Below are 22104 nucleotides of genomic sequence, written 5' to 3'. Positions count from 1 at the left end.
CCTGCCGAAGCTTCAAGCAACAGCAACAGCAACAGCGGGCGTTCCGTGGGATGGCGGGGCGGGTCCGGTTGCGGGGGACGCCGTAAACCCATCCATGGGGGCTTGGTCGCGGCATCCATGCCGCTCACACCCCCGCAACCGGACCCACCCCGCCTTCGACAATTTCCCAATGGCCTGTAGATCCACGCCATGCGTGGATGAATCTCAATCGAAATCTAATATTTCGATGATTCACCGAAAAGCATCCACGCATGGCGTGGATCTACCCGATCGCGGAGATCTGTCAGAGGTGGGGCGGTGTCGGAGGGCGGGGTGTCCGCCGCATGGATGCGGCGGCCAAGCCTACACGGACGTACTTGCGGCGTCCCCGCCCTCCGACACCGCCCCGCCAATCCACGGATAGCCTGCTGTTGCTGTTGCTTGAAGCTTCGGCAGGTGCAGGGCGCAGCCCTGCAAACACCCCCCCCCTCAGCCGTCGCCCTGGATGCCGCCCGGGGCCTGTGCCGGGTTGCGCCAGCGGCGCACCGTGCGTTGGAAGAACAGGTTGTTCGGCAGCTGCAGCACGGTGCCTTCGTGGTCACCGCTCTCCTGCAGGGTGGTGTAGATCAGGTTGATGTCGATCACCCGGCCCTTCAGTCCCGGCTTCTCGCCGTTTTCCAGTACTTCGATGTAGTCGTGCAGACGGAACGGCCGGGTGGTGAAGATCAGCAGCGTGCAGAAGATGTTCGACAGCACGCTCCAGGCCGCGAAGAAGGCCACCGCGCCCACCGCCGCAAAGCCGGTGAAGGCCGTCCACAGCGCCACCGGCGAGGCGCCCAGCACGTGCAGGATGTACAGCAGTGCGCTGAAGGAAATGACGAAGGTGGTGACCCGGCGCGCGCCCATCACCATTTCCGGCGGCAGCGTGTAGTGCTCGGAGAAACGGCGGATCAGCCGGCGTCCGATCACCCGCAGCAGCCACGCGACCAGTACGGTCAGCAGCACCTGGGCGGCGATGCCCAGGTCATGCAGCCAGGGATGGGTCCAGGCGGGCAGGTGGTCCTTGATCGACAACATCATGCTGGCAGCGACAACAGGTAGCGGATACAGCGCCCGATGTTACCCGGCGTTCGGTACCGATTCGACCACCGCCCCCTGCCAGGCCACGCAGACCACCTCCTGCCGGTGCTGCTGCAGGCAGGCACGGCTGGCCTCGGCCTGCACGTGCAGCGATACGTTGAAGCCCTGCAGCAGTGCGCAGGCGGCGATTGCCAGGGCGGCAGCACAGGCGGTGCTGGACATGGAGGACTCCCGGCCGTGGATGGCCTTGCATGGACACGGGGTTGGATGCGGGGAGGCCCGAAAAGGTTTAAACGGCCCCGCCCTGGCCGGGGCGGCGGCCGCATGCCCGCCCGGCCGGGCCGTTTAAACCTTTTCCAAGCCTGCCGCATCGAAGGGATATGCTCGACACCACCATGCCCGCGCTGACCGCCGCCAACGATGCAGCCGCCGATGAACCCGCCCTGGTGCGGGCGGCGGCCGGTGGTGACATGTCGGCCTATGAACTGCTGTACCGGCGCCATGCCCCGCGCGTGTATGCCGTGCTGTGGCGGCTGTGCGGCGGCCAGCAGGCCCGTGCCGAAGACGCCCTGCAGGAAGCCTTCCTGCAGGCGTGGAAGGCGCTGCCGGGGTTCCGTTTTGAAAGCAGCATCGGCACCTGGCTGCATCGTCTGGGGGTCAATGCCGCGCTGATGGAACTGCGCGGGCGTGCCGGTGGGCATGACCACGACAGCCTGGATGATGCCGATGGAACGCTGCCGGAGCTGGCGGTGCATGACAGCTGCGCCGGCACCCGCCGTGATCTGGAACGCGCGCTGGCGACCCTGCCGCCGCGTGCACGTGCAGTACTGGTGCTGCACGATATAGAAGGCTGGAAACACCAGGAAATCGCCGAACAACTGCAGATGGCCGTCGGCAGTTCCAAGGCACAGCTTCACCGCGCCCGCAGCCTGTTGCGGGAACGGTTGGGAGATACCGCATGAACACGCACGACCCTGATTCCTCTTTCGATCCCGATCTGCAGGCCCGCCTGCGGGCGTTGCCCGACGAGCGCGCCGTGCCCGAGGGCAGCTGGGAACGCCTGGCACTGCGCCTGCCCCCGCGTGAGGCACCGGCGGCGCCCGGCGCCGCGCCCGCCACCGTGGTGGCGTTGCCGCGCCGCCGCCGCTGGCTGTGGCCGGTGGGGGCGGCAATGGCGGCCAGCCTGGCGCTGTACTGGGTAACGCCCGGGCAGCGGCACGATACGGTCCCCGGCGCTGCACCGTCCCTGATGCAGGCCCAGGCCGATGACATGACCCGCCAGTACCAGCAGGCGGTTGCTGAATCGCTGCCGGCCAACGCCGATGCCGGCGAGTGGCAGCCGGCACTGGCCGAACTGGACCACAGCGCCCGCCAGATCCGCGCCGCGCTCGCGCAGGATCCGCGATCGCGGCTGCTGCTTGAACAACTGCAGCGCACCTATGCGCTGCGCCTGCAACTGACCCGCCAGGCGGCCCAGTCCGCTGCCGGCATGGCTACCTGAGGAGAGCCCCGATGCGAATGATCCTTCCCCTGTGCCTGGCGGCTGCACTGCTGCCATCGCTGGCGCTGGCCGATACGCGTGTGGATGAGCGTGCGGCGCTGGCATCCGGCGGCCGCATCGAGCTGAGCAACATCGCCGGCAAGGTCAGCGTGCGCGGTTGGGACCGCAACGAGGTGCAGTTGACCGGCACCCTGTCCGACGGGCTGGAACTGCGGCAGGAAAAGAGTGCCAACCGCGTGCGCTGGGAGGTGGAATACCCGCGGCGCAACAGCAACGGTGGCGCCACGCTGGTGCTGAGCGTGCCACGCGGGGTGGAGGTGCAGCTGGGCACGGTCAGCGCCGATGTGGACATCAGCGGGGTGGATGTCAGCCGGTTGCAGGCCAGCACGGTCAGTGGCGGGCTGTCGGCCGCCGGGCGCAGCGGTGAGAGCGCGCTCACCACCGTCAGTGGCAGCATCCAGGCCCGGCTGCAGACGCCGCGGCTGGAAGCGCGCACGGTCAGCGGCCGCATCCAGGCCGGTGGTGGGCTGTCCGGTGACATCAACACCCAGACCGTGTCCGGCCGGGTCGATGTGGATACCGGCCGCGTGCAGCGGTTGGCGGTGGAAACCGTATCCGGCGGCATCGACGTGGCGGCGTCGGCGCTGGCACCGGGGGGGCGCATCAGCGCGCAGTCGGTCAGTGCGTCGGTCAACCTGCGGCTGCCGCGTTCGGTGTCCGCGCAGTTGTCGGTGGACAGCTTCAGCGGTTCGATCGACAGCGATGCCGGTACCGTGGAGCGGCCGCGCTACGGCCCGGGCAGCCGGCTTGACGCCCGGCTGGGCAGCGGTGACGGGGATATCCGCATCCAGTCGCATTCCGGCAGCGTGCGGGTACGCCTGGACCGGTGATGCGAGTGAGGCCGCGGCGGCAGGTCCGCCGCGGTCATCGTCGCCGGCGTCAGCCGGCCTTTTTCAGCGTCCAGGTGGTACCCAGGACTTCGATCTTGCCGCCGGCCTTGCGGAATGCGGCCACGTCGGCGGCGATGCTGCTGCTGCTGATGACGGCGTTGCTGCTGGCACCCTTGCGGTCACTGCGGATGCTGTTGCTTGCCTTCGCGGGGGTTTTTGCCTTGCGGGGCATGGTGGCTCCTGTCAGGGGGAAGGGGAGAGGGGCACGCAGGCCTGCGCCTGGTGCAGGTAGTCCTGCCGCACCGAGCGGCAGTCATCGCCACCCATGGGAAACTGGCGGCAGATCGCGGGACGCTGCGGGTAGATCGTGCAGCGCAGATGGTAGGGGTCGATGGCCGCGCACCAGCCTTCCTCGTTGCGCGCCATCACCGTGCAGCCGTAGTCATCGGTGTCCAGCAGGTGCGCCGGCACCGCGTCGCCGGGCAGCACGTGCACCGGCAGGCGACAGCAGACCGCCTCACAACGGCGGCAGTCGATGGGTGCAGGTGCTGCGACAGGTTGTGCGGCCACAGGGGCCTGGCGGGTGCCCAAAGCGGGTCTCGATGGCGGCTCGGGGTAGTACGCGGGCCATGGAAGAGCCAGGAAACACGGCCACGATGGCCCGCTGGGCGGGCCCGGCTGCGGCGGAAGGGACACACGCCGGAAGCCCCGGCGGAACACGCTGCAGATGTCAAGCCCCGCGATCATAGCGCAGGGTGCTTGACCAGATGTTAACCGGGCTGGGCGGCGGCCAGGGCCAGGCCCTGCACCACGCCGAAGGATGGGTCGCCATGCACCGGGCGGGCGGCCGGGAACGCCTCGGCGATGGCCTGGCGCAGGTAACCGGCACGGGACATGCCGCCGGTCACGAACACCGCCTGCGGGTCGCCGCCGATGTCGGTCCGGACCTGTGCCAGCAGCTCGCGCAGCTGCCCGATGTAGCCGTGGGCGGCCTGCGCCAGGCCGTCGGCCGGGGTGTCCACATGCAGGTCGCGGCCGATGTAGTCCAGTGCGCTGCGGTGGGTACCGGCGCTGCTCAGGGCGATCTTGGCCTGCTCCACGTCGCGGTACAGGCGTGCGGTATTGCCCGGTTCCTGCAGGGCCTGCAGGCGTGGGCCCCAGGGGCTGTCGACATGGTCGTAGCGGTGCAGGCGGAATTCACGCTGGCGTGGCATGTCCTGCACGGTGGCCGCTTCGACGAAGTGATGGGCGGGCACGCGGCTGACGCCGCGGCCGAACAGGGGCATGTACCGGGCCAGGCTCAGGGCCAGGTCGATATCGGTACCGCCGCGGGCGATACCCCAGGCGCGATGGATGCGCGGGGCCGCATCGCCGCCGACCTCGGCATGGGCGATATCGGTGGTACCGCCGCCGATATCGACGATCACCGCGTCGTGGCGGGCATCGCTGGCGGCGTGGTAATGCATGGCGGCCGCGGCCGGTTCCTCCAGGAAATCGACACTGTCGAAACCGGCCTGGGTGGCCGCTTCACGCAGGATGTCCAGTGCCTGGTCATTGCCGGCGGCACCGATCGAGCTGCGGAACTGCACCGGGCGGCCGAGCAGTGCGTGGCGCACGGCAGTGCCCAGCTGTGCGCTGGCGGTCAGGCGGATATGTTCCAGGATATGGCTGGCAATGCCGGTGATGGTCTGCCGGGCGCGCGGATGCAGGTTGTAGCCCAGCATCGATTTGGGGCTCTGCACCAGGTTGCCTTCCTGCTCGAGGAAATAGGCTTCCAGTGCGGCATCGCCGTACACCGCGTTCTGCAGCAGCTCGCTGGAGCTGCGTGGCTCGCGCATGCGCGCTTCCATCCATTCCCGGCGCAGGGCACGCAGCGCCTCGCGGCGCAGCGCCTGCGGCGTGCGCTCGATACCGGCCGCACGGGCCTGGCGCGTGGCGCTGTCGATCAGCTGCTGCAGAGCGTGTTCCTGGCCGGCATCGGGCTTGAAGTCTTCCGGGTCCTGTACCGCACCCGGGAAATACACGCTGGTGCGGAACTGCTGGGCACCCCCGAACGTGATGGGCTGGACGGCGCCGTCCACCACGATGGCCGCCGCCGAGTTGCTGGTGCCGAAGTCGATGCCCAGGCGCATGGGAGTTCCGGAAGATCAGGGGGCGCGCACTCTGCGCGGTTTCGGCCGCTGCCGCAAGTGCAGGCGCGAAGGGCGCGTTTGGCCACCGGTTACAATGCAGTCCGTTGATCGTGTCGAGAATGCCTGATGCCCGCTGTTCCCGCCTGCCCGCAGTGCACCCTGGAAAACACCTATGCCGATGGCGCGCTGTGGATCTGCGCCGACTGTGGCTTTGAATGGACGGCCGCGGACAGCCAGGGCGACGCGCTGGTCGTGCGTGACAGCAATGGCAACGTGCTGCAGGCCGGCGATACGGTGACGGTGATCAAGGACCTGAAGGTGAAGGGATCCTCCATTCCGCTCAAGCAGGGCACGGTGATCCGCAACATCCGCCTGGTCGAGGACGATGCCGAACACATCGAAGGCCACTCGGACAAGATCAAGGGCCTGGTGCTCAAGACCTGCTTCCTGAAGAAGGCATGATGCCCGCGCGGGCGGCTCAGCGTGCTGCCTGCTGGCTTGCCCGCCAACGCGCCAGGCTGTCCAGCTTGGCCTGGTAGCGGGCCTGCAGCGCGGTGCCACCCAGTTCGCGCGCCCGCACCAGCTCCCGGTCCGCCAGGCGCAGCTGCCCGCGCAGGAAGTAGACCCGGGCGAGCCCGAAGTGGAACTGGTGTGCGGTGTCATACAGCCGCACGGCCCGCCGGTAGTAGCCGATGGCCGCATCGAGCCGTCCTTCGCGCTCGGCCTGTGCGCCCAGCATGTACTGCGCGAAGGGGTCTTCGCGCTGTATCTGCTGCAGGCGCTGCTGCAGGGGACGGGCCTGGGCGTCCATGCCCAGTGCCAGGTACAGCGCACTGGCATTGGACAATGCCGCTGCGTTGCCCGGCGCATCGCGCAGGACGGTTTCAAATGCCCGGCGCGCGGCGGCATCGTCGCCTTGCCGGTGGTCGAGCACGCCGATGTTGTTCCAGGCCTGGGCGAAGGCCGGCTGCTGGGACAGCGCCGCAGCGAACAACCGGCGCGCGCCGGCGTCATCACCGGCGACCAGGCGCTCGGCGCCCCGGTTGTTGTAGAAGTGCGCCATCGCGCGCGTGTCGCTGATCGGCTGCGGCCCATGGCGGTCGTAGAGCACGTTGCGGTCCAGGTCCACGGTCGCGCTGGCACCGGCGATCTGTATGCCTGCGTTGACGTGGCCGACGTTGTAGACCACGCCCTGGCTGGTGTCCTGGTACCAGGACACGACCTGCCCGACTTCCTGCACGCGCGCGTCGATGCCGGCCTGGCGCGCGAGGCTGACGAACAGCAGGGTGAATGACAGGCAGTTCGCGCGCCGGTACTGCCAGACTTCGCCAACGGTGTAGGTCGCGTCGGCGTCGTACTGCAGGTCCAGGCCATGGTGGCCGAAGATCATCTCCACCAGCGCCTGCAGCCGCTGCTGGCGCGAGGCGCCCTGGGCGATCACCTGCTGCTGCAGCATGGCCTGCAGTGCAGGTGGAATGGCCATGATCTCCGCCGGTGCCGGTACGCTGGCGGGCCGTGGCTGCGGAGTGCTGGGCGCGGGAGGGGGCGGGCTGCCGGCCTGCGCGCAGGTGGCGGCCGCAGGCAACAGCAGCAGGAGGCAAACAGCGGCGTGCAGGCGCATGGCAGCTCTCCGCGACGGCGGCGCAGGTGCCGCCTGGGGGCAGTGTAGTCCTGTGCCCGGCGGCCTGCACGTGGCGCGCGCGCGCCCAGGCCGCCCCTGCAACGGTTGCCCAGCAAGCAACGTGCAGGAGGGGTGAACACCGCCGGCGTGCTTGCCGGCGGCCGGCACAGGCAGGATGATCGGGCCATGGAATTCGCTCCCCTGGACCTGTCCGAAGCGCAGTTGCTGGCCGTGCAGGCGGCCTATGCCACGCCGCCCCGCGCCTACCACCATTTCGGCCATGCACGCGCGGTGCTGCAGCATTGCCAGCAGGTGGCGGAGGGGCCGGGATGGCGGCAGCCGGCCGAGATCTACCTGGCGGCGCTGTACCACGATGCGATCTATGAGGCAGGGCGCAAGGACAATGAAGCCCGTTCGGCCGCACTGGCGCGCCAGGCCATTGCACGCTGGCTGCCCGATGCCGGTATCGACGCCGATCGGGTGGCCGCGCTGATCGCATTGACCGCCCGCCATGGTGAACTGGGCGTGGCCGATGTGGACGCCGAAGCGGCCCTGTTCCTGGACTGCGACATGGCCATCCTGGCTGCGCCGGCAGCGGTGTTCGATGCCTACGACCGCGGTGTGGCCGAGGAGTATGCCGGCGTGGTGCCGGGCTTCCTGTACCGGGCCGGGCGCAGGCGCTTCCTCAAGGCCCTGCTGGCGCGCCCGCGCATCTACCTGAGTGACTGGTTCCATGCCCGCTGCGATGCCCCGGCGCGCGACAACCTGCGCCGCCGCCTGGCTGCGTGACCGGCCCCGTTACACTGCGCGCCCCTGTCTTTCGTTTCCGTGCCCTGACCGTGTCCGAGCCTGACCGCGACCCCGATCCCCGTCCCACGCCGCCGGAAGAGCCGGGCCCCAACGAATGCTGCGGCAGCGGCTGCCCGCTGTGCGTGCTGGACCTGTATGCCGAGGAGCTGCAGCGTTACCGGCAGGCGCTGGCGCAGTGGCTGCAGCGGCACCCGGAGGCATCGCCATGACGCGGGGGCATGCAGGGCCGCGCGCTGCGGCCGCGCTGGCGCTGTCGGCGCTGCTGCTGTTCGTGCTGGTGGCGGTGGCCACGCAGTTCGTGCGCACCGACCTGGATTGGGTGCGGGCTACGTTGAGCCTGTACCTGCATGGCCCGTGGGGGTTGGCGCTGCGCGTGGCGTACTGCCTGCTGGCGGTGGCCATCGCGGTGCTGGGGCTGGCGCTGTACCGGTGCAGCATCGGCCCCCGGCGCAGTGCCGCCGCGCCGCTGCTGTTCGTGGTGTCCGCGCTGGGCCTGGCGACCGTGGCCATCGGTGACAGCTGGTTGCCGGCGCTGGCACCGCTGATCGCGCCGTTCATCCACGGCCTGGCGGCCAATACCGCGTTCCTGTGCGCCAGCACCGGCGCGCTGCTGCAGGCCTGGTACCTGCGCCGGGAGCCGGGCTGGCAGGCGCTGGCCGGTGGGCTGTGGGGCGGGGCCTGGCTGGCCTTCGTGCTGCTGTGGCTGCACGTGCTGTGGCGGGGGCCGCCGCGCGGGGCGGGGCAGAAGCTGGTGATCGCGGTGCTGGTCGGCTGGCTGCTGTGCCTGGCCTGGGGCCTGTGGCGACGCAGCCAGCGGCCAACCGCCGTACATGTCGCGCACACCTGCCACGGCGTATCGTGTGCGCAGACCAATGGGGATCCAACATGATGCGAGCGGGCCTGGGAAGGGCGATGGGGTTGATGCTGGGGCTGGCCGTGCTGCCGGCAACGTCGATGGCCGCCGTGGCCAGCGGCGTGCAGGACGTCAGCCATGGACGGTTCCAGCAGGTCCCGGTGCACCTGCCCACCGGCGCCCCCAAGCGCGTGGTGATCTGGTTCCATGAAGACCGGCGTGACGATGCCACGCGCCCGCCGATCGAGGCGCTGCGCGCCGACGGCGCCCTGGTGGCTGCGGTGGACGTGGCCAAGCTGCGGGGCGTGCTCAAGCACGAAGGCAACAGCAACTGCGCGTTCGGCCCCGGCGATGTGGAGAACTTCTCGCGCTGGGTGCAGGCGTTCCTGCACATGCCCGGTTACCACCTGCCGCTGGTTGGTGGTGATGGCGAAGGCGCCGAACTGGCCTATGCGCTGGCCGCCCAGGCCGACAAGCAGGTCTTTGCCGGCCTGCTGACCGAGAACTTCTGCCCCGATCATGTGCGTGAGCGCATGGTCTGCGGCGCCGGCGTGAGTGCCGGCCGGCTGCAGTCGACCGAGCTGAATTTCCCGTGGTTGAACGCTGCCGGTGACCATCGCTGCGCGGTGGGTGATTCGGCGCAGTTCGTGCGCCGGGTGGCGATGGCGCGCTCGTTCCAGCGCACCGCCGAGGGCGATGCCACGCCGGGACTGGTGGCTGCTGCCCGCGTGCTCGGCTCGCAGGCCGGCGTCAGCCTGGCACCGCCACCGGATGCGCTCAAGGGCCTGCCGATCGTGGAAGTACCGGCGACCCGGCCGGGCGACACGCTGGCGGTGTTCGTGTCCGGTGATGGTGGTTGGGCCGGGCTGGACAAGAACGTGGCGGCCTCGTTGTCCGAGCAGGGCATTTCCGTGGTCGGCGTCGATTCGCTGCGCTACTTCTGGAGCGCACGCACGCCGCAGGGCTTCGCGCGTGACCTGGAGCGCATCATCGGCCACTACCGGCAGCAGTGGCAGCGCGACAAGGTGATGCTGATCGGTTTCTCGCAGGGCGCCGATGTGCTGCCGGCAAGCATCAACCAGCTCAGCCCGGCGGTGCGCGCGCAGGTGGAGCGCATCGCGCTGCTGTCGGTGGGCAAGAAGGCCGACTTCGAATTCCACGTGACCAACTGGCTGGGTTCCAGCGGCAGCGGCCTGCCGATCGCGCCGGAGATGGCCAAGCTGCCGGCGGTCAAGACGCTGTGCGTGTACGGCGAGAAGGACGGCGATGCGCTGTGCCCGACGCTGCCGCCCAGCGAGGGCATCCGCCTGGTGAAGCTGCCCGGTGACCATCACTTCAATGGCGATTACGACCGGCTGGCCGAGGTCATCCTGAAGGACGGCCAGTAAGCGCCTACGATCGTGCCGAGCAGGGCCCGGCGCGATCGCACGCGTGGCATCAGCGCTTGGGGTCCAGCGAGATCAGCCGCGTGGCATCCAGCAGCGCCGCCGGCAGATGCATGCCACCCGGGGCCGCCAGGTAGCGTGGGCGCCACTGCGGCGCGAACTTGGACTTGAAGCGGCGCAGGCCGCTGAAGCCGTAGAAGCGCTCGCCATGGCGGGCCAGCAGGCCGGCCAGGCGGTTCCAGCGGCCGGCCAGCCGGTGCTCGGCCAGCCCGGACAACGGCGCCATGCCCAGCGAGAAGCGGGTGTAGCCCTGGTCGCGGCCCCACAGGAACAGCTCGATGAACAGGAAATCCATCGTGCCCTTGGGCGCATCGTCGAGGTGGCGCATCAGGTCCACCGACAGCTCGGTGGCCGCCGGGGCCTGCCACAGGTTGGCGAACGCCACCGGGCGACCCTCGGCTTCCACCACCGCCACCGGGAAACGTGACAGGTAGGTCGGGTCGAAACTGCCCAGCGAGAAACCCTTTTCGTCGCCGGCCTTGTCTTCCAGCCATGCATCGGAAATGGCCTGCAGCTGCGGAATGATGGCGGGCACGTCCTGTGGCTGCACCACGCGGAAGCTCAGGCCGCTGCGCTTGCCGCGGTTCCAGGCCTGGCGCAGGTCGGCACGATCGCGGCCTTCCAGGGTGAAATCCTGCAGTGGCACCATGGCTTCCTCGCCCAGCTTGACCAGGCCCAGGCCCAGGTCCAGGTAGGTCTGCCAGTAGGTTTCGCTGACCTGGTAGAACACCGGGCGCAGGCCCAGCCGGTCGGCTTCCTCGCGGAAGCGCCAGATCAGCGCGCGCACCACCTCCGGTGGACCGACCGGGTCACCCATGGCGATCAGCGAGCCGCCATAGCGCTGCATCATCACAAAGCCCTTGCCCGCCTCGTCACGCAGCACCGCCTTGTCGGCAGTCAGCACCAGGCAGGCCTGGGTATCGCTGGCCGCAGCCAGCACCGGTGCCAGCGTCTGCAGCGTGCCTTCATCGGCCGGCGGCAGCGGGCTGCGCGTGCTGTGCAGCAGCCGTGCCAGCCCGAACATCACCAGCGCGATGGCCACCACCAGCAGCGCGCGCAGCGCACGCGGGGCGTTGCCGGAGAGCGCGAACTGCCACCACAGTTCGTTCTGGTATTCGACATGGCTGTAGGTGAAGAACAGCAGCCAGATCACTGCCACCAGCACCAGGCCGAGGTTGCGGATCCATGGCCAGGACCAGGCCTCGTCCAGCAGCGCCCCCTGGCGGTAGAACTCGCGGCGTGCGGCCCACAGCGCCATGGCCACCAGCAGCGCCGACAGCGCGATCAGCTCCTGGCCGCCACGCAGCCAGATCGGCAGCGGCGCGGCCACGCAGAAGATCAGTGCCAGCGCCCAGGCCGCATGGCTGCGCCGGGCCAGGCCCTGGCCGATCAGCAGCAGCGCGACCCCGCCCAGGCTGCCGAGCAGATGCGAGGTTTCCAGGATCGGCAGCGAGGCATTGACCAGGTTGCGCTTGGGCGTGGGCAGCGTGCCGTCGATCACCAGCGCGGCGCCTACGCTGAAGGCGGCCAGCGCGATGACCTGTGGCAGCCACGGGCGCAGCGCGGCCCAGCCGGCGCGGGTGGCCCCGGCGCTGGCACGCAGTGGCCTGCGCAGGGCCGGCGCCAGCGCCAGCACGGTGGCCAGCAGCAGCGGCAGCACGTAGTAGGTGACGCGGTAGATCAGTGCCGCGGCCAGCACCGCGCCCGGGGCCACCTGTGGCAGCAGCTTGAGCAGGCTCCATTCGAACACGCCCAGCCCGGCCGGCACGGTGGAGACCAGGCCGGCCAGCACGGCCACCAGGTAGAGGCCGACGAAACCGGGCAGGCCGGTCGGGGTGGAATCGGGCAGCAGCACGTAGAACGCCGCGCTGGCCAGCACCAGTTCCACCACGCTCAGGGCGGTGACGCCGAGCATGGTGCGGCGGTCGGGCAGCCACAGGCCGTGGCCGAGCACGTTGAAGGTGCGGCCGTCACGGCCGACGGCGAGCAGGGTGGCCAGGTAGGCCAGCAGGGACACGATGCCGACCACGCGCACCGCCGCCGGGTCCAGTGGCAGGGCAAGCGCGGCCGCGGCCGGTTCCAGGCACAGGGCCATGCCGATCAGCAGCCACGCCCCGAAGATGAAGCCCAGCGTGCTCATCAGCACCACCTGGCCGATCTGCGCCAGGTCCAGCCCGGCGCTGCCGTAGCCGCGCAGGCGCACCGCGCCCCCGGTCAGCGCGGCGAAGCCGACGGTCTGGCCCAGGGTGTGGGCGAGGAAGGCGGTGATGCCCACCCGTGCCGGGTGCACGCGCTTGCCGCTGCGGCGCAGGCCGATGGCGTCGAAGCCGACCAGGCACGCGTAGCTGGCCAGGCCAAGCAGGACGGTCAGCGCGATCTGCGCGCCGCTCAGGTCATGGAAGGCATGGCGGATGGCCCGGTAGCCGTGCTCGTCGAATTCTCCGGCCAGCCCGCGCAGTGCCAGTGCCAGGATCAGCAGGGGGAAGACGACGGCGACAACCCGCTTCCAGGTCGGTGTGGCAGGGCGCGGTTGGGTATCGGGATCGGTCATCGGCGCAAGCGTGCGGCAGCGGGGGCGAGGGTGGCGTCAAGGCAAACGGCGTGGCGCATCGTGCGCTTGTCCGCGTCATTTGAACAGCCCGTCGCGCAGGCCGCTGCGATGGGCACAGACAACGCGCGCGCGCTGGGCCAGAATGCAGGCTTGTCCACCCGCAGGAGCCCTGCCCATGTTGGAGCGTTTCGACGTCGGCCCGCGCATGTCCGAGATGACTGTGCACAACAAAGTCGCCTATCTGTCCGGCCAGATTCCCGAGGACACCAGCCAGGACATCACCGGGCAGACCCGGCAGGTGCTGGCGGAGATCGACAAGCTGCTGGCGCTGGTGGCCAGTGATCGCCAGCACGTGCTGCGTGCGGAGGTGTTCCTGGCCGACATCGCCGATTTCGACGGCATGAACAAGGCCTGGGACGAGTGGGTGGTCGAGGGCGCGACCCCGGCCCGCGCCACGGTCGAGGCCAAGCTGGCCCACCCGGAGTGGAAGGTCGAGATCGTGATCACCGCGGCGGTGCCGTAAGGGGTTGGGATCACCAGCAGCTGCAGTGGCTGGAGCAACAGCAACAGCAACAGCAACAGCGGTTTCCTGGCTCTGACGGATACTGGCTTGGCTGGTGCGGGGTGGGTTGGCGGGACACGCCGTGAACCCATCCATGGGGGCTCGTAGGCGCCATCCATGGCGCCTGCGGTCCCGCCAACCCACCCCGCACCAGCCTCGATGGTTGGTCGGTGACGGACGTGCAGGCAAAAGCTGCAGGGCACAGCGGCTGGAAGCGGATCATTGAAAGCAGAACAGGAAAGGCACGCGGGCTGCGCCCGCGTGCCTTTCCTGTTCCAGAATCCCATCAATCCCCCGAAACCTGCCTTTGATCCTGCTTTGGCTTTGGCTTTGGCCATTGCCTTGGCAAAGCCATCCGCCGATGGGATCTGTCGGGGGTGGGTGGGATGGGGCAAGCGGGACCGCAGGCGCCATGGATGGCGCCTACGAGCCCCCATGGGTGAGGGCGCTTTGCGTGCGAAGCATTGCTTCGCAAGCGCCCGAACGCTCAGCCGCCAGCGGCTGGGCCGGACCGCGGAGCGGGGTTCACGGCGTGTCCCGCTTGCCCCATCCCAGCCGCCCAATCCATGACATCAAAACAGCCGACGCTGTTGCTGTTGCTGTTGCTCCAGCCTCAAAAAAGCGAAGCGCGACGCCGCCGCGTCGCACGACCACCACTGCTACAGCGTCACCAGATCGATGCAGTCCACCGGACACGGCGGCACACACAACTCGCACCCGGTGCACAGATCCGCAATCACCGTGTGCATGTACTTCGCCCCACCCACGATCGCATCCACCGGGCACGCCTGGATGCACTTCGTGCACCCGATGCAGTCGGCCTCCACGATCACCGCCAGCTGCGGCGCCTTGTGCTCGCCACGCGAACGATCGAAGGCCACGGCCGGCACACCCAGCACCTGCGCCAACGCACGCGCACCGGCATCACCGCCCGGCGGGCAGCGGTCCACGCCCGCCTCGCCACGCGCCATCGCCTGCGCGTACGGCCGACAGCCGTCATAGCCGCATTGCCCGCATTGGGTCTGCGGCAACAGGCGGTCCAGGCGTTCGGTCAGGGGCGGGATCAGGCTCATGCGTGGCGAAGGCTGCGCGGAAATCAGGCGTTCAAGGGTTTGCCGCGATACCAGCGGTCGTGGGCCAGTGCCAGCATCGGCCGGTCCTCGCCACTGTCACCGTAGGCATGGATGCGCGTGTAGCGCGACAGGTCGAAACGCTGGCGGATGTGCTCCACCTTGCGCGGCCCGCAGTCGCCGCCATCGTAGCGCCCGGTCAGGCGCCCGTCGCGGCTTTCCAGCTGGTTGCAGATCAACTGCAGGCCCAGCTGTTCGCACCAGGGGCGCAGGTACAGGTCCAGCGAGCCGGACACCACCACCACCGTGTGCTGCTGTTGCTGGTGCCAGCGGATCTGTTCAAGCATTTCCGGGCGCACCATCGCCGGCAGCATCTCGCGTGCAAATCCCAAGGCCTGCGTGGCGATGTCGTCGCGGTGGCGGTCGGTGAAGGTCAGGCGGGTGACACGACGGCGGATGCGTTCGGCGGAGATCAGCTTCAGCTTGTAGGCCAGCAGCCAGGGCCCGACCATCCACCACGCCCGGGCCAGCTGCTCGGGCGTGGCCACGCGGCGCAGGAAACGGCCGTAGCTGTCACAGGTGGTGATGGTGTGGTCGAAATCGAACAGCGCCAGCTCCATCCCGGTGTCTCCCCTCATGCTGCGGTGGGTGCGCTGCCGAAGGGCGCGGCAGGGCCGCGCCCGGGGGCATCAGCGCACCGGCATGCCCGGCTGCGCGCCGCTGTCGGCGTCCAGCAGCGCCAGCGCGCCGCCGTCGAAACCGGCCGACAGGATCATGCCTTCGCTCAGGCCGAAGCGCATCTTGCGCGGGGCCAGGTTGGCGATGAACACAACGCTGCGGCCGACCAGCGTTTCCGGCTCGCCGTAGCTGCCGCGGATGCCGGAGAAGATCTGGCGCTTGCCCAGCTCACCGGCGTCCAGTTCGAAGCGCAGCAGCTTGTCCGAGCCTTCCACGAACTCGCATACCAGCACCTTGCCGATGCGCAGGTCGAGCTTGGCGAAATCATCGATGCCGATGTAGGCCGGTGCCTCGGCACTGCTCGCTGCGTCCTTGGCCGGAGCCGGGGCAGCCGGCTTCGCGGCTTCGGTCTTGGCGGCGGGGGCGGCAGCGGCGGCCGGCTGCAGGGTGTCCTTGGAGGCGTCGATCATGGCGTCAATCTTCTTCGGGTCGATACGGGTGAACAGCGGGGTGTAGTCGGTGATGCGGTGGCCCAGCAGCGGCTGCACCAGGTCGGTCCAGTCGTTCACCGGCGCAGCCAGGAAGGCTTCGGCCTGGGCGGCGGTGGCCGGCAGTACCGGCTTCAGTGCGGTCACCAGCACGCGGAACAGGTTCAGGCCCTGGCTGCAGATGGCCTGCAGCTGCGCGTCGGCACCGTCCTGCTTGGCGACCACCCACGGCTTGACCTCGTCGATGTAGCGGTTGGCTTCATCGGCCAGGGTCATGGTCAGGCGGATCGCGGCGGCCGGATCGTTGCGTTCGTAGGCTTCGCGCACCGGCGCCAGGCCTTCGACGAAGCGCTGGTACTGCGCCGGGTCGGGCAGCTGCGTGGCCAGCAGGCCATCGAAACGCTTGCTGATGAAGCCGGCGCAGCGGCTGGCCAGGTTGACGAACTTGCCGACCAGGTCAGCGTTCACGCGGGCGACGAAATCGCCCAGGTTCAGGTCGAGGTCGTCCACGCCGCCGCCGGACTTGGCCGCGTAGTAGTAGCGCAGGGCTTCCGGTTCCAGGCCCGCGTCGAGGAAGGTACGGGCCATCACGAAGGTGCCGCGCGACTTGCTCATCTTCGCGCCGTCCACGGTCAGGTAACCGTTGACGTGCAGCCGGGTCGGCGCGCGGTGGCCGGTACCGTGCAGCACCGCCGGCCAGAACAGGCCGTGGAAGTTGACGATGTCCTTGCCGATGAAGTGGTGCAGTTCGGTGGCGGTGCCTTCGCGCAGGTGCGCCTCGAAGTCTTCGCCGAGCGTGCCGCACAGGGTCTGGAAGCTGGACAGGTAACCGATCGGCGCATCCAGCCAGACGTAGAAGTACTTGCCCGGGTGGCCGGGAATCTGGAAGCCGAAGTACGGCGCATCGCGCGAGATGTCCCACGCGCGCAGGCCGCCGTCGGCATCCAGCCATTCCATCAGCTTGGCCTTCACCCCGGGCAGGGCGACATCACCGGCCAGCCACTGGCGCAGGAAGCCCTCAAAGCGGCCCACCTCGAAGAAGAAGTGTTCCGAATCGCGGATTTCCGGCGTGGCACCGGAGATCACCGACTTGGGTTCCTTCAGGTCGGTCGGGTTGTAGGTGGCACCGCACACCTCGCAGTTGTCGCCGTACTGGTCGGCGCTGCCGCAGTTCGGGCAGATGCCCTTGATGTAGCGGTCCGGCAGGAACATGCCCTTGGCCGGATCGTAGAACTGCGCCACCGAGCGGCGGCTGATGTGGCCGGCCTGTTCCAGTTTCAGGTAGAACTGCTCGGTCAGCGCCTGGTTGGCGGCCGAGTTGGTCGAATCGTAGTGGTCGAAGGCCACGCCGAAGGCGGCGAAATCGCGCTCGTGGCTGGCCTGGATGTTGGCGATGAAGGTTTCCGGGCTGACCCCGGCCTTCTCCGCGGCCAGCATGATCGGCGTGCCATGGGTGTCGTCGGCGCACACGAACCAGGCCTTGCCGCCGCTCATTCGACGCGCGCGCACCCAGATGTCAGCCTGGATGTAGCCGACCAGATGGCCCAGGTGCAGCGGGCCGTTGGCGTAGGGCAGGGCGGTGGTGACGAGCGCGGTACGGGTCATGGTCACGGGTTCAGCCGGGGGAACCGGGGATTATCGCACGGCCACAACGCAGTGACCCGGCCGGGGCCGGGTCACCAGGGCGCTGCACGCGGGTCGGGTTACTCGCGGACCCAGGTCTGGGTGCGGCAGATGAACGCGATGCAGCCGGCCACGTCCAGCTTGCCGCCGCCGGGCTGCAGTTCCAGCTTGGACTTGTAGGTCTTGCCGTTGCCCGGGTCGAGGATGGTGCCGCCGGACCACTTGCTGGTGCTGCCCTTGTCCTGCGCCAGGTTCCACAGGATGGTCATGCCCTTGACCGGCTTGTTCTTGTTGGCGCCTTCACAGCCATCGCAGACCGGGTTCGGGCCCTTGTCCGAGTGCAGGATCTCGACCACCTTGCCGGTCAGCGTGCCGTTGGCGGCCTGGCTGATCTCGACGATCGACTTCACCTTGCCGGTCTTGTCGTCGATGGTCTTCCAGCGGCCGGCGGCACCGTCGGCGGCCTGCGCCGACAGGGCGGCCAGGCACAGCGGCAGTGCCAGCAGCAGGGTCTTGAAGGTCTTGCGCATGGTCCCCTCCCAGGGTTCATTCCGGCACGATGCCGGTACAGATTGACTGTATACCCATTCGGCGGGGTATGGGGAAGGGGGGCTGCAGGGCGGCGCCCCGCACCCGCCGATGCCGAAACCACCGCAACAGCAGGATGGCTGAGGGATGGCGGGGTACTGTGGGTTTGCGGGGCCGCCGTGAACCCGTCCCTGGGGGCTTGGTCGCCGCATCCATGCGGCTCACACCCCGCAAACCCACAGTGCCCCGCCTTCGACAGTTTTCCGCGATCTGTCGTAGATCCACGCCATGCGTGGATGAATGCCGGGCTGAGAAGGCTTCTGTAGATCCACGCCATGCGTGGATGGCGTGCAGGGACAAACGGGGGAACGATCAAACGGTTTCGTACAGCTCCAGCGGCAGCCCGTCCGGGTCGGCGAAGAAAGTGAAGCGGGCGCCGGTGTACTCGTCCACGCGGATCGGTTCGCAGGCGACGCCTTCGGCGGCCAGGCGGGCGATGAACGGTTCCAGTGCCGCCACCCGGAAGGCCAGGTGGCGCAGGCCCTGCGCCTCGGGCCGGCTGGGCCGGGGGGGCGGCGCAGGGAAGGAGAACAGTTCCAGCTGGCCGCCATCGGGCAGGGCCAGGTCCAGTTTCCATGAACCGCGTGCGGGCCGATGGTTCTCGGCCAGCACGCGCAGGCCAAGCACGCGCACGTAGAAGTCCTTCGAGCGGGCGTAGTCGCTGCAGATCAGTGCGGCATGGTGGATGCCCAGCAGGGCGGCGTCGGTGGCCATGGCAGGTACGGTCCTCGTGCTCAGGGCGTCGCCACAGGGGCCGGAGCGGCCGCAGGCTGTGCCAGCCAGCGTTCGATCTTGTGCTGCAGCACGTCCAGCGGCATCGAACCATCCTTCAGCACTTCGGCGTGGAAGCGGCGCTCATCGAAGGCCGCCCCCTGTACCGCCTGGGCACGCTCGCGCAGGCGCGTGATCGCCAGCAGGCCCAGCACGTTGGACAGTGCCTGGCCGGGCTGGGCCATCATGCGTTCCACTTCGGCGTTGGCATCGTCCACGCCCAGATCGGCCGATTTCTGCAGGTACGCCACGGCCTGCTGCTTGTTCCAGCCCTGCGCATGCAGGCCGGTGTCGGCCACCACGCGGGCGGCACGCAGCAGGCGCGAGTACAGGTAGCCGATACGGTCGTAGGGATCGCTGTACACGCCCAGTTCGTCGCCCAGCGTTTCGGCATACAGGCCCCAGCCTTCGACGAAGGCCAGGTCACCGCCCTGGCGGCGGAAGCGCGGCAGCTTGTCCAGCTCCTGCTGCAGGCCCAGCTGCACGTGATGGCCGGGGATGCCTTCGTGCAGGTACTGCGCCGGTACGCTCCAGCGCTTGCGGCTGGGCAGGTCGCGGGTGTTGACGTACAGCAGCGCCGGCTGGCCGGGCAATGCCGGCTGGTAGCTGGCTGCTGCGGCAGTGAGCGCGCGCTCCGGCTCCACCGCGCGCACTTCCAGCGGTGCCTTGGGCAGGGTATCGAGCACCGTGCCCAGGCGCGTGCCGACCTGCTGCTGCAGGGCCTGGTAGCGGGCCAGCAGTGCGGCGGCATCGTTGAACTGGAACTGGCGGTCGTTGCGCAGCGTGCGCAGCAGCTTGGTCTGGTTGCCGCGGATGCGGTTGTCCTTCATCACCGCGGCGATATCGGCCTGCAGCGCCTGCACGCGCTGCACGCCCAGCGCATGCAGCTGGGCCGGTGTCTGCTCGGTGGCGGTGGCCTGCACGATCAGGTTGGCATACCACGCCTGGCCGTCGGGCAGGGCGCCCATGCCATCGGTGCTGCGGGTGGCCGGCAGGTACTCGGTGGCGATGAAGCCGCGCAGGGCACGGTAGGCCGGCATCAGGCGCAGCTCGATCATGCGCTTGTATTCAGCGCTGATGCGGGCTTTTTCTTCGGCCGGGATGCTGTCGGGCATGGTGCGGATCGGCGACCAGAAGATGCTTTCCTCGGCGGTCGGCTTGATCACCGCGTCCAGCTGCGGCAGCACTTTTTCCATCAGGTCACGCGGCTGCACCACGCCGGCCTTCATGCCCTGGCGCATGTTGTCGATGGCCTGCTCGAACAGCGTCGGGATGCCCAGCGAACGCCGCGACCAGTCGTCGTAATCCTTGACCGTGTTGAACGGTTGCGCGCCGGCGCCGGCGCCCAGGATGGCCATGATGCTGCCGAGGTTGTAGTACTGGCTGATCGGCTGCATCCACGAGGGGAAGCGCTCGGCGGCCAGTGACGCGCGCGCATCGCGCACGAACATCTCATAGCTGAGCAGGTCCTGGCCCTGCAGGCCGTCGCTGCCGATCTTCTCGACCTTGCCCAGCCATTCGGTGGTGAAATCGTGCGACTGCTGGCGCCAGGCGGCGGAGAGGATGTTGGGCAGCTGGTCGTTGTAGCGGCTGTCGCCCTGGAAGGTCGCCTGCAGCGGGTTCAGCCGCATCGACGCATCCCAGTACTCCTCGTACAGGCGCTCGAGCTGGACGGCCTTGGTCGGGGCGCGCACCGCTGCCGGTGCCGCACGGCGGGCCGGGGCGGCGGCACGCCGCGGGGCCGGGGTGGCGCTTGGCTTGGCCTTGGGCTTGGCGGCCTGGCGCGTCTGCGCGGCCGTCGGGCGGGTGGCCTTCTTCTTCGCCGCCTCGGCCGAGGGAACGGCACTGAACAGCATCAACGAGGCGATGGCGAGCGCCAGGGCGCGTACAGGCTGGGGCATCGGTTGCTTCCGTGGAACACAGACCGTGGAGCTTGCACGATCCTGGCCCATACGGCCAGCCAGCAGCGCGCAGTCAGCCAGCAGCGGTATCGCTGTCAGTCAGCCGCCGCATCGGCGCGCAGCTGCGCGGCACGTTCCTCGCCCAGGTAGCGGGTGATCGCGCGGCGCATCAGGTACAGCAACGGGATGAGCACGATCGCAAAGCCCATCTTGTAGACGTAGTTCACGCTGCTGACCGCCAGGAACAGCGAGGTCGGCCATTTCTGCGGGCCCAGCACGAAGGCGATCCAGATCACCACGAAGCTGTCGATCAGCTGCGACACGGCGGTCGAGCCGGTGGCGCGCAGCCACACGTGGCGTTCGCCGGTGATGCGGCGGATGCGGTGGAACACCGCCACGTCGATCAGCTGCCCGATCATGAAGGCCACCAGCGAACCGGCGATGGTCCACATGCCCTGGCCGAACACGGCCGCGAACGCGGCCTGGTAATCGGGCACCCCGTGGCCGCTCATCGAGGTCACCCACCAGTCGGCCGGGGCCAGCGAAATGGCGGCAAAGGCGAACAGGAAGCCATAGCCGATCAGGCCGCAGGCCAGCCACGAGATGAAGCGCACGCCACGCTTGCCGAAGAACTCGTTGATGGTGTCGGTCATGATGAACACCACCGGCCACAGCAGCGTGCCGGCGGTGAAGCTGAGCGAGCCGGTCTGGCCGAACAGGTTCCAGTTCAGCGGCGCGATGCCCAGCGTGTCTTCCAGGGCGAAGATCTTCACCCCGATCAGTTCGGCCAGCACGGCGTTGGCGCAGAAAAAGGCGGCCAGTACGATGAACAGCAGGACGGCGCGGTCCTGCAGCGGCCGGTGGCTCATCTCAGCGGTCGCCGGCGCGGGTGAACGGCACCGTTTCCGGGGCGACCGCGCCGCCGGAAATGATGAAGCTCATCGCCTGGTCCACGGTCCAGTCGGTGGGGGTCAGCAGTTCCACCGGTACGATTTCCAGATAGCCGGAGGTCGGGTTGGGCGTGGTCGGCACATACACGGCGGCCAGCTCGCGGCCGGTACCGTGCTCCTTGATGACGCGGGTGACCAGGCCGACCGATTTCATGTCCCGGTGCGGGAAGTCGATCAGCACCACGCGTTGGGTGCTGCCCGGTTCGGTCTGCAGCATGTCCAGCAGCTTCTTGGCGCTGTCATAGATCACGCTGGCCAGCGGAATGCGGCGGATCACCGCACCGAACCAGCGCAGCAGGCGCTGGCCGATGACCCGGCGGCTGAGCACGCCCACGCTGAGGATCACCAGCAGGGTGGCAGCCAGCCCGATCAGGTTCTGCATCCATTCGACCTTGACCCAGCCCAGGTAGTGCGGGAACGAGGCGGCGATCTGCTCGGACAGCGGCACCACTACCGGACTGGAAATGCCCGACAGCAGCACGAAGACGAATTTGACCACCACCCAGGTCAGCCAGATCGGCAGCAGGGTCAGCAGGCCGGTGATCAGCAGGCGCTGCAGGGAGGGGCGCGGAACGAGTTGGGGGGCTTCGGGCGACATCCGCGCATTGTAG

Annotated in this window: 24 protein-coding genes; 9 read left to right on the top strand and 15 right to left on the bottom strand. The window is 68.8% G+C overall.

The annotated features are described in order from the left end of the window. Positions 1-468 precede the first annotated feature (468 nt). Positions 469-1059 carry a mechanosensitive ion channel family protein gene (locus Q9R17_RS02835; protein WP_308156943.1) on the bottom strand — a complete coding sequence of 197 codons (591 nt, stop codon included), beginning with the start codon at positions 1057-1059 and terminating at the stop codon, positions 469-471. A 39-nt stretch (positions 1060-1098) separates the two neighbouring features. Beyond that, positions 1099-1281 carry a hypothetical protein gene (locus Q9R17_RS02830; protein WP_308156942.1) on the bottom strand — a complete coding sequence of 61 codons (183 nt, stop codon included), beginning with the start codon at positions 1279-1281 and terminating at the stop codon, positions 1099-1101. Positions 1282-1439: 158 nt separating this feature from the next. Here Q9R17_RS02830 and Q9R17_RS02825 point away from each other — a divergent pair, with 158 nt between their 5' ends. Genes Q9R17_RS02825 through Q9R17_RS02815 form a run of 3 tightly spaced genes read left to right on the top strand, consistent with a single transcriptional unit; the run spans position 1440 to position 3450 of the window. Then, entirely contained in the window at positions 1440-2021 is a 582-nt protein-coding gene (locus Q9R17_RS02825) for an RNA polymerase sigma factor (protein WP_308156941.1), read from the top strand. After that, positions 2018-2560: a hypothetical protein gene (locus Q9R17_RS02820; protein WP_308156940.1), complete on the top strand. Its 543-nt coding sequence runs from the start codon at positions 2018-2020 to the stop codon at positions 2558-2560. The genes Q9R17_RS02825 and Q9R17_RS02820 overlap by 4 nt, the downstream gene beginning before the upstream one ends. Before the next feature lie 17 nt (positions 2561-2577). After that, on the top strand, positions 2578-3450 hold the full coding sequence (locus tag Q9R17_RS02815) for a DUF4097 family beta strand repeat-containing protein (RefSeq protein ID WP_308158411.1): 873 nt from the start codon (positions 2578-2580) through the stop codon (positions 3448-3450). Positions 3451-3499: 49 nt separating this feature from the next. Here the strand turns inward: Q9R17_RS02815 and Q9R17_RS02810 are convergent, their stop codons facing one another. The 3 genes from Q9R17_RS02810 to Q9R17_RS02800 all read right to left on the bottom strand — a co-directional run bounded on the left by Q9R17_RS02810 (position 3500) and on the right by Q9R17_RS02800 (position 5582). Further along, entirely contained in the window at positions 3500-3682 is a 183-nt protein-coding gene (locus Q9R17_RS02810; protein ID WP_308156939.1) for a hypothetical protein, read from the bottom strand. A gap of 11 nt (positions 3683-3693) precedes the next feature. Beyond that, a complete protein-coding gene (locus Q9R17_RS02805; protein ID WP_308156938.1) occupies positions 3694-3945 on the bottom strand; it encodes a YkgJ family cysteine cluster protein in 252 nt (83 codons plus the stop codon). Between the two features lie 275 nt (positions 3946-4220). Then, positions 4221-5582 carry an Hsp70 family protein gene (locus Q9R17_RS02800; RefSeq protein WP_308156937.1) on the bottom strand — a complete coding sequence of 454 codons (1362 nt, stop codon included), beginning with the start codon at positions 5580-5582 and terminating at the stop codon, positions 4221-4223. Positions 5583-5708: 126 nt separating this feature from the next. Here Q9R17_RS02800 and Q9R17_RS02795 point away from each other — a divergent pair, with 126 nt between their 5' ends. Continuing rightward, positions 5709-6044 (top strand): zinc ribbon domain-containing protein YjdM, encoded by a 336-nt coding sequence (locus tag Q9R17_RS02795; protein WP_308156936.1) that lies wholly within the window; start codon positions 5709-5711, stop codon positions 6042-6044. A 16-nt stretch (positions 6045-6060) separates the two neighbouring features. Here the strand turns inward: Q9R17_RS02795 and Q9R17_RS02790 are convergent, their stop codons facing one another. Beyond that, positions 6061-7065 (bottom strand): transglutaminase-like domain-containing protein, encoded by a 1005-nt coding sequence (locus Q9R17_RS02790; RefSeq protein ID WP_308156935.1) that lies wholly within the window; start codon positions 7063-7065, stop codon positions 6061-6063. Positions 7066-7389: 324 nt separating this feature from the next. Between Q9R17_RS02790 and Q9R17_RS02785 the strand changes: the two genes are divergently transcribed. The 4 genes from Q9R17_RS02785 to Q9R17_RS02770 are packed head-to-tail and all read left to right on the top strand — an operon-like array spanning position 7390 to position 10254. Beyond that, positions 7390-7992 (top strand): hypothetical protein, encoded by a 603-nt coding sequence (locus tag Q9R17_RS02785; protein WP_308156934.1) that lies wholly within the window; start codon positions 7390-7392, stop codon positions 7990-7992. A gap of 50 nt (positions 7993-8042) precedes the next feature. Continuing rightward, complete coding sequence (locus Q9R17_RS02780) at positions 8043-8222, top strand: oxidoreductase-like domain-containing protein (protein ID WP_308156933.1); 180 nt, start codon at positions 8043-8045, stop codon at positions 8220-8222. Continuing rightward, positions 8219-8902 (top strand): DUF998 domain-containing protein, encoded by a 684-nt coding sequence (locus tag Q9R17_RS02775; RefSeq protein WP_308156932.1) that lies wholly within the window; start codon positions 8219-8221, stop codon positions 8900-8902. Before Q9R17_RS02780 ends, Q9R17_RS02775 begins: the two co-directional genes overlap by 4 nt. Next, positions 8899-10254 carry an AcvB/VirJ family lysyl-phosphatidylglycerol hydrolase gene (locus Q9R17_RS02770; RefSeq protein WP_308156931.1) on the top strand — a complete coding sequence of 452 codons (1356 nt, stop codon included), beginning with the start codon at positions 8899-8901 and terminating at the stop codon, positions 10252-10254. The genes Q9R17_RS02775 and Q9R17_RS02770 overlap by 4 nt, the downstream gene beginning before the upstream one ends. 49 nt (positions 10255-10303) lie before the next feature. On the opposite strand, the gene mprF is transcribed toward Q9R17_RS02770, so the two are convergent. After that, positions 10304-12862 (bottom strand): bifunctional lysylphosphatidylglycerol flippase/synthetase MprF, encoded by a 2559-nt coding sequence (mprF, locus tag Q9R17_RS02765; protein WP_308156930.1) that lies wholly within the window; start codon positions 12860-12862, stop codon positions 10304-10306. 175 nt (positions 12863-13037) lie between these two features. Here mprF and Q9R17_RS02760 point away from each other — a divergent pair, with 175 nt between their 5' ends. Further along, the gene (locus tag Q9R17_RS02760) at positions 13038-13385 is read left to right on the top strand and encodes a RidA family protein (protein ID WP_308156929.1); all 348 of its coding nucleotides are present in this window, start codon (positions 13038-13040) and stop codon (positions 13383-13385) included. A gap of 698 nt (positions 13386-14083) precedes the next feature. Here Q9R17_RS02760 and rnfB read toward each other — a convergent pair. From rnfB to Q9R17_RS02720, 8 genes are all read right to left on the bottom strand, one after another. After that, positions 14084-14497, bottom strand: coding sequence for an Rnf electron transport complex subunit RnfB (rnfB, locus tag Q9R17_RS02755; RefSeq protein WP_308156928.1), 414 nt, complete (start codon positions 14495-14497; stop codon positions 14084-14086). 23 nt (positions 14498-14520) lie between these two features. Then, complete coding sequence (locus tag Q9R17_RS02750) at positions 14521-15114, bottom strand: HAD-IB family hydrolase (protein ID WP_308158410.1); 594 nt, start codon at positions 15112-15114, stop codon at positions 14521-14523. 69 nt (positions 15115-15183) lie between these two features. Further along, the gene (gene metG / locus Q9R17_RS02745; protein WP_308156927.1) at positions 15184-17265 is read right to left on the bottom strand and encodes a methionine--tRNA ligase; all 2082 of its coding nucleotides are present in this window, start codon (positions 17263-17265) and stop codon (positions 15184-15186) included. A gap of 98 nt (positions 17266-17363) precedes the next feature. Further along, the gene (locus Q9R17_RS02740; protein ID WP_308156926.1) at positions 17364-17813 is read right to left on the bottom strand and encodes a DUF2147 domain-containing protein; all 450 of its coding nucleotides are present in this window, start codon (positions 17811-17813) and stop codon (positions 17364-17366) included. Positions 17814-18183: 370 nt separating this feature from the next. After that, complete coding sequence (locus tag Q9R17_RS02735) at positions 18184-18585, bottom strand: VOC family protein (RefSeq protein ID WP_308156925.1); 402 nt, start codon at positions 18583-18585, stop codon at positions 18184-18186. 20 nt (positions 18586-18605) lie between these two features. Next, complete coding sequence (locus tag Q9R17_RS02730; RefSeq protein ID WP_308156924.1) at positions 18606-20543, bottom strand: DUF885 family protein; 1938 nt, start codon at positions 20541-20543, stop codon at positions 18606-18608. 95 nt (positions 20544-20638) lie between these two features. Continuing rightward, positions 20639-21412 (bottom strand): queuosine precursor transporter, encoded by a 774-nt coding sequence (locus tag Q9R17_RS02725; protein WP_308156923.1) that lies wholly within the window; start codon positions 21410-21412, stop codon positions 20639-20641. Between the two features lies 1 nt (position 21413). After that, positions 21414-22091 (bottom strand): DUF502 domain-containing protein, encoded by a 678-nt coding sequence (locus Q9R17_RS02720; protein ID WP_308156922.1) that lies wholly within the window; start codon positions 22089-22091, stop codon positions 21414-21416. Between the last annotated feature and the right edge of the window lie 13 nt (positions 22092-22104).

The sequence above is a fragment of the Stenotrophomonas sp. 24(2023) genome (assembly GCF_030913365.1).
Classification (GTDB): Bacteria; Pseudomonadota; Gammaproteobacteria; order Xanthomonadales; family Xanthomonadaceae; genus Stenotrophomonas.
Note: the sequence above shows the minus strand (reverse complement) of the source record. Positions and strands in the feature narration are given on the sequence as shown.

Coding starts and splice junctions, on each gene's coding strand:
- Q9R17_RS02835 (WP_308156943.1), bottom strand. CDS start 1,059: ATGATGTTGTCGATCAAGGACCACCTGCCCGCCTGGACCCATCCCTGG.
- Q9R17_RS02830 (WP_308156942.1), bottom strand. CDS start 1,281: ATGTCCAGCACCGCCTGTGCTGCCGCCCTGGCAATCGCCGCCTGCGCA.
- Q9R17_RS02825 (WP_308156941.1), top strand. CDS start 1,440: ATGCTCGACACCACCATGCCCGCGCTGACCGCCGCCAACGATGCAGCC.
- Q9R17_RS02820 (WP_308156940.1), top strand. CDS start 2,018: ATGAACACGCACGACCCTGATTCCTCTTTCGATCCCGATCTGCAGGCC.
- Q9R17_RS02815 (WP_308158411.1), top strand. CDS start 2,578: ATGATCCTTCCCCTGTGCCTGGCGGCTGCACTGCTGCCATCGCTGGCG.
- Q9R17_RS02810 (WP_308156939.1), bottom strand. CDS start 3,682: ATGCCCCGCAAGGCAAAAACCCCCGCGAAGGCAAGCAACAGCATCCGC.
- Q9R17_RS02800 (WP_308156937.1), bottom strand. CDS start 5,582: ATGCGCCTGGGCATCGACTTCGGCACCAGCAACTCGGCGGCGGCCATC.
- Q9R17_RS02795 (WP_308156936.1), top strand. CDS start 5,709: ATGCCCGCTGTTCCCGCCTGCCCGCAGTGCACCCTGGAAAACACCTAT.
- Q9R17_RS02790 (WP_308156935.1), bottom strand. CDS start 7,065: ATGGCCATTCCACCTGCACTGCAGGCCATGCTGCAGCAGCAGGTGATC.
- Q9R17_RS02785 (WP_308156934.1), top strand. CDS start 7,390: ATGGAATTCGCTCCCCTGGACCTGTCCGAAGCGCAGTTGCTGGCCGTG.
- Q9R17_RS02775 (WP_308156932.1), top strand. CDS start 8,219: ATGACGCGGGGGCATGCAGGGCCGCGCGCTGCGGCCGCGCTGGCGCTG.
- Q9R17_RS02770 (WP_308156931.1), top strand. CDS start 8,899: ATGATGCGAGCGGGCCTGGGAAGGGCGATGGGGTTGATGCTGGGGCTG.
- mprF (WP_308156930.1), bottom strand. CDS start 12,862: ATGACCGATCCCGATACCCAACCGCGCCCTGCCACACCGACCTGGAAG.
- Q9R17_RS02760 (WP_308156929.1), top strand. CDS start 13,038: ATGTTGGAGCGTTTCGACGTCGGCCCGCGCATGTCCGAGATGACTGTG.
- rnfB (WP_308156928.1), bottom strand. CDS start 14,497: ATGAGCCTGATCCCGCCCCTGACCGAACGCCTGGACCGCCTGTTGCCG.
- Q9R17_RS02750 (WP_308158410.1), bottom strand. CDS start 15,114: ATGGAGCTGGCGCTGTTCGATTTCGACCACACCATCACCACCTGTGAC.
- metG (WP_308156927.1), bottom strand. CDS start 17,265: ATGACCCGTACCGCGCTCGTCACCACCGCCCTGCCCTACGCCAACGGC.
- Q9R17_RS02740 (WP_308156926.1), bottom strand. CDS start 17,813: ATGCGCAAGACCTTCAAGACCCTGCTGCTGGCACTGCCGCTGTGCCTG.
- Q9R17_RS02735 (WP_308156925.1), bottom strand. CDS start 18,585: ATGGCCACCGACGCCGCCCTGCTGGGCATCCACCATGCCGCACTGATC.
- Q9R17_RS02730 (WP_308156924.1), bottom strand. CDS start 20,543: ATGCCCCAGCCTGTACGCGCCCTGGCGCTCGCCATCGCCTCGTTGATG.
- Q9R17_RS02725 (WP_308156923.1), bottom strand. CDS start 21,412: ATGAGCCACCGGCCGCTGCAGGACCGCGCCGTCCTGCTGTTCATCGTA.
- Q9R17_RS02720 (WP_308156922.1), bottom strand. CDS start 22,091: ATGTCGCCCGAAGCCCCCCAACTCGTTCCGCGCCCCTCCCTGCAGCGC.